Origin of the sequence: Lactobacillus sp. B4015 (assembly GCF_026536055.1) — a bacterium.
In the GTDB taxonomy this organism is placed as follows: domain Bacteria; phylum Bacillota; class Bacilli; order Lactobacillales; family Lactobacillaceae; genus Lactobacillus; species Lactobacillus panisapium.
Window position 1 is genome coordinate 1 of the sequence record NZ_JAFNOY010000017.1, and the last position, 3221, is coordinate 3221.

A 3221-nucleotide genomic window follows, 5' to 3' on the forward strand; every position below is an offset into this window, starting at 1 on the left:
AAAGCACGGCAGCTTCCTACCCTCGCAGGCAGTCTCCCACCAACTACTCTCGGCGTGAAGAAGCTTAACTGCTGTGTTCGGCATGGTTACAGGTGTTTCCTTCTTGCTATTGCCACCGTACTTTTCTTTGCTTGAGTTCTTACACTCAAAACTAAATATAATCCTCTAAAAAAACCTTACCAGATTGCTTGAGCCTGTGGTCAAGTCCTCGACTGATTAGTACTAGTCCGCTCCAAGCCTCACGGCTCTTCCACTCCTAGCCTATCTACCTCTTAGTCTTTGAGGTGTCTTACTACTTTCGTATGGGAAATCTCATCTTGAGGGGGGCTTCGCACTTAGATGCTTTCAGCGCTTATCCCGTCCATACTTAGCTACCCAGCTATGCCTTTGGCAAGACAACTGGTACACCAGCGGTATGTCCATCCCGGTCCTCTCGTACTAAGGACAGCTCCTCTCAAATTTCCTGCGCCCACGACGGATAGGGACCGAACTGTCTCACGACGTTCTGAACCCAGCTCGCGTGCCGCTTTAATGGGCGAACAGCCCAACCCTTGGGACCTACTTCAGCCCCAGGATGCGACGAGCCGACATCGAGGTGCCAAACCTCCCCGTCGATGTGAACTCTTGGGGGAGATAAGCCTGTTATCCCCAGGGTAGCTTTTATCCGTTGAGTGATGGCCCTTCCATGCGGTTCCACCAGATCACTAAGCCCGACTTTCGTCCCTGCTCGAGTTGTCGCTCTCGCAGTCAAGCTCCCTTATACCTTTACACTCTGTGAATGATTTCCAACCATTCTGAGGGAACCTTTGGGCGCCTCCGTTACTCTTTAGGAGGCGACCGCCCCAGTCAAACTGCCCGTCTGACACTGTCCCATGCCTCGCTTAGAGGCCCTGGTTAGAGCAGCCATCAAACAAGGGTAGTATCCCAACATTGCCTCTGATAATACTGGCGTACTATCTTCTCTGGCTCCTACCTATCCTGTACATGTTTAACAGCTGCCCAATATCAAATTGCAGTGAAGCTCCATGGGGTCTTTCCGTCCTGTCGCGGGTAACCCGCATCTTCACGGGTATTATAATTTCACCGAGTCTCTCGTTGAGACAGTGCCCAAATCATTACACCTTTCGTGCAGGTCGGAACTTACCCGACAAGGAATTTCGCTACCTTAGGACCGTTATAGTTACGGCCGCCGTTTACTGGGGCTTCAGTTCGCTGCTTCGCTTGCGCTTACAGCTCTCCTTAACCTTCCAGCACCGGGCAGGTGTCAGCCCCTATACGTCGTCTTTCGACTTTGCAGAGACCTGTGTTTTTGATAAACAGTTGTTTGGGCCTTTTCACTGCGGCTGGCTTTTACACCAGCACCCCTTCTCCCGAAGTTACGGGGCTATTTTGCCGAGTTCCTTAACGAGAGTTCTCTCGCTCACCTTAGTGTTCTCCACTCGACTACCTGTGTCGGTTTGCGGTACGGGTACGTTAGCTCTTGCTAGAAGCTTTTCTTGGCAGTGTGACTCTTGAACCTTCGCTACTTTAATTTCGCTCCTCATCACAACTTGTGCTTTTCAAAAGCAAGCATTTGACTCACTCTTACACTTATTGCTTAAACATGGATGTCCAGCACCATGCGTTCTTTGCCTCCTGCGTCCCTCCTTCGCTATTAACGATCTAACGCAGTACAGGAATTTCTACCTGTTGTCCATCGACTACGCCTTTCGGCCTCGCCTTAGGTCCCGACTTACCCTGGGCGGACGAGCCTGCCCCAGGAAACCTTAGTCTTTCGGCGGATAGGATTCTCACCTATCTTGCGCTACTCATACCGGCATTCTCACTTCTAAGCGCTCCACTTATCCTCGCGATTAAGCTTCGCCGCTCTTAGAACGCTCTCCTACCACGCGTATTACTACGCATCCACAGTTTCGGTACTATGCTTAGCCCCGGTAAATTTTCGGCGCAGCGTCACTCGACTAGTGAGCTATTACGCACTCTTTTAATGATGGCTGCTTCTAAGCCAACATCCTAGTTGTCTACGCAACTCCACATCCTTTTCCACTTAGCATAGATTTTGGGACCTTAACTGGTGATCTGGGCTGTTTCCCTTTCGACTACGGATCTTATCACTCGCAGTCTGACTCCAGTGCTTTGATAGATGGTATTCGCAGTTTATCTGAATTCAGTAACCCCTGACGGGCCCCTCGTCCAAACAGAGCTCTACCTCCATTATCATCCTCGCACCAGGCTAGCCCTAAAGCTATTTCGGAGAGAACCAGCTATCTCCAAGTTCGTTTGGAATTTCACCGCTACCCACAACTCATCCCCGCAATTTTTAACTTACGTGGGTTCGGTCCTCCAGTGCGCTTTACCGCACCTTCAACCTGGTCATGGGTAGGTCACTTGGTTTCGGGTCTACATCAAACAACTCTCTCGCCCTTTTCAGACTCGCTTTCGCTCCGGCTCCGTCTTTTCTGACTTAACCTCGCTATTTAACGTAACTCGCCGGTTCATTCTACAAAAGGCACGCCATCACCCTTTAATGGGCTTTGACTACTTGTAGGCACACGGTTTCAGGTTCTCTTTCACTCCCCTTCCGGGGTTCTTTTCACCTTTCCCTCACGGTACTGGTTCACTATCGGTCACATTCTAGTATTTAGCCTTGCGAGATGGTCCTCGCTGCTTCAATCGGAATTCCTCGTGTTCCGACCTACTCAGGATCCTGCTCGGCGTTACTTGGATTTCGCTTACGGGGCTCTCACCCTCTCTGGCTTACCTTCCCAGATAATTCTGCTATCCTTATAACTACCTTCTTGCAGTCCTACAACCCCAAATGATAAATCATCTGGTTTGGGCTCTTTCCGTTTCGCTCGCCGCTACTCTGGAAATCGATTTTTCTTTCTCTTCCTGCAGCTACTTAGATGTTTCAGTTCACTGCGTCTTGCCCTGATATACTATCTATTCATATATCAGTAATGCATCGCTGCATTGGGTTCCCCCATTCGGAAATCTCCGGATCTTTGCGTACTTACTGCTCCCCGAAGCCTTTCGTGGTTCGTCACGTCCTTCTTCGCCTTAATGTGCCTAGGCATTCACCGTGCGCCCTTATTTACTTGACCTTACTCAAGATCTTTGTTCTTGCGAACTCTCTCGGTCGCTCTTTGCAATCTGTTCTCTTTTGATTGTTTCTCGGTTTTTTCTTGGATTATATTCAGTTTTCAATGTACTAACTCTTT

2 rRNA genes are annotated in these 3221 nt (G+C 49.6%); both read right to left on the minus strand.

Annotation, left to right across the window (positions count from 1 at the left end):
* Nucleotides 1-3: 3 nt before the first annotated feature.
* Nucleotides 4-120 (minus strand): 5S ribosomal RNA (gene rrf, locus J3U71_RS11525).
* Nucleotides 121-196: 76 nt separating this feature from the next.
* Nucleotides 197-3104 (minus strand): 23S ribosomal RNA (locus J3U71_RS11530).
* Nucleotides 3105-3221 lie beyond the last annotated feature (117 nt).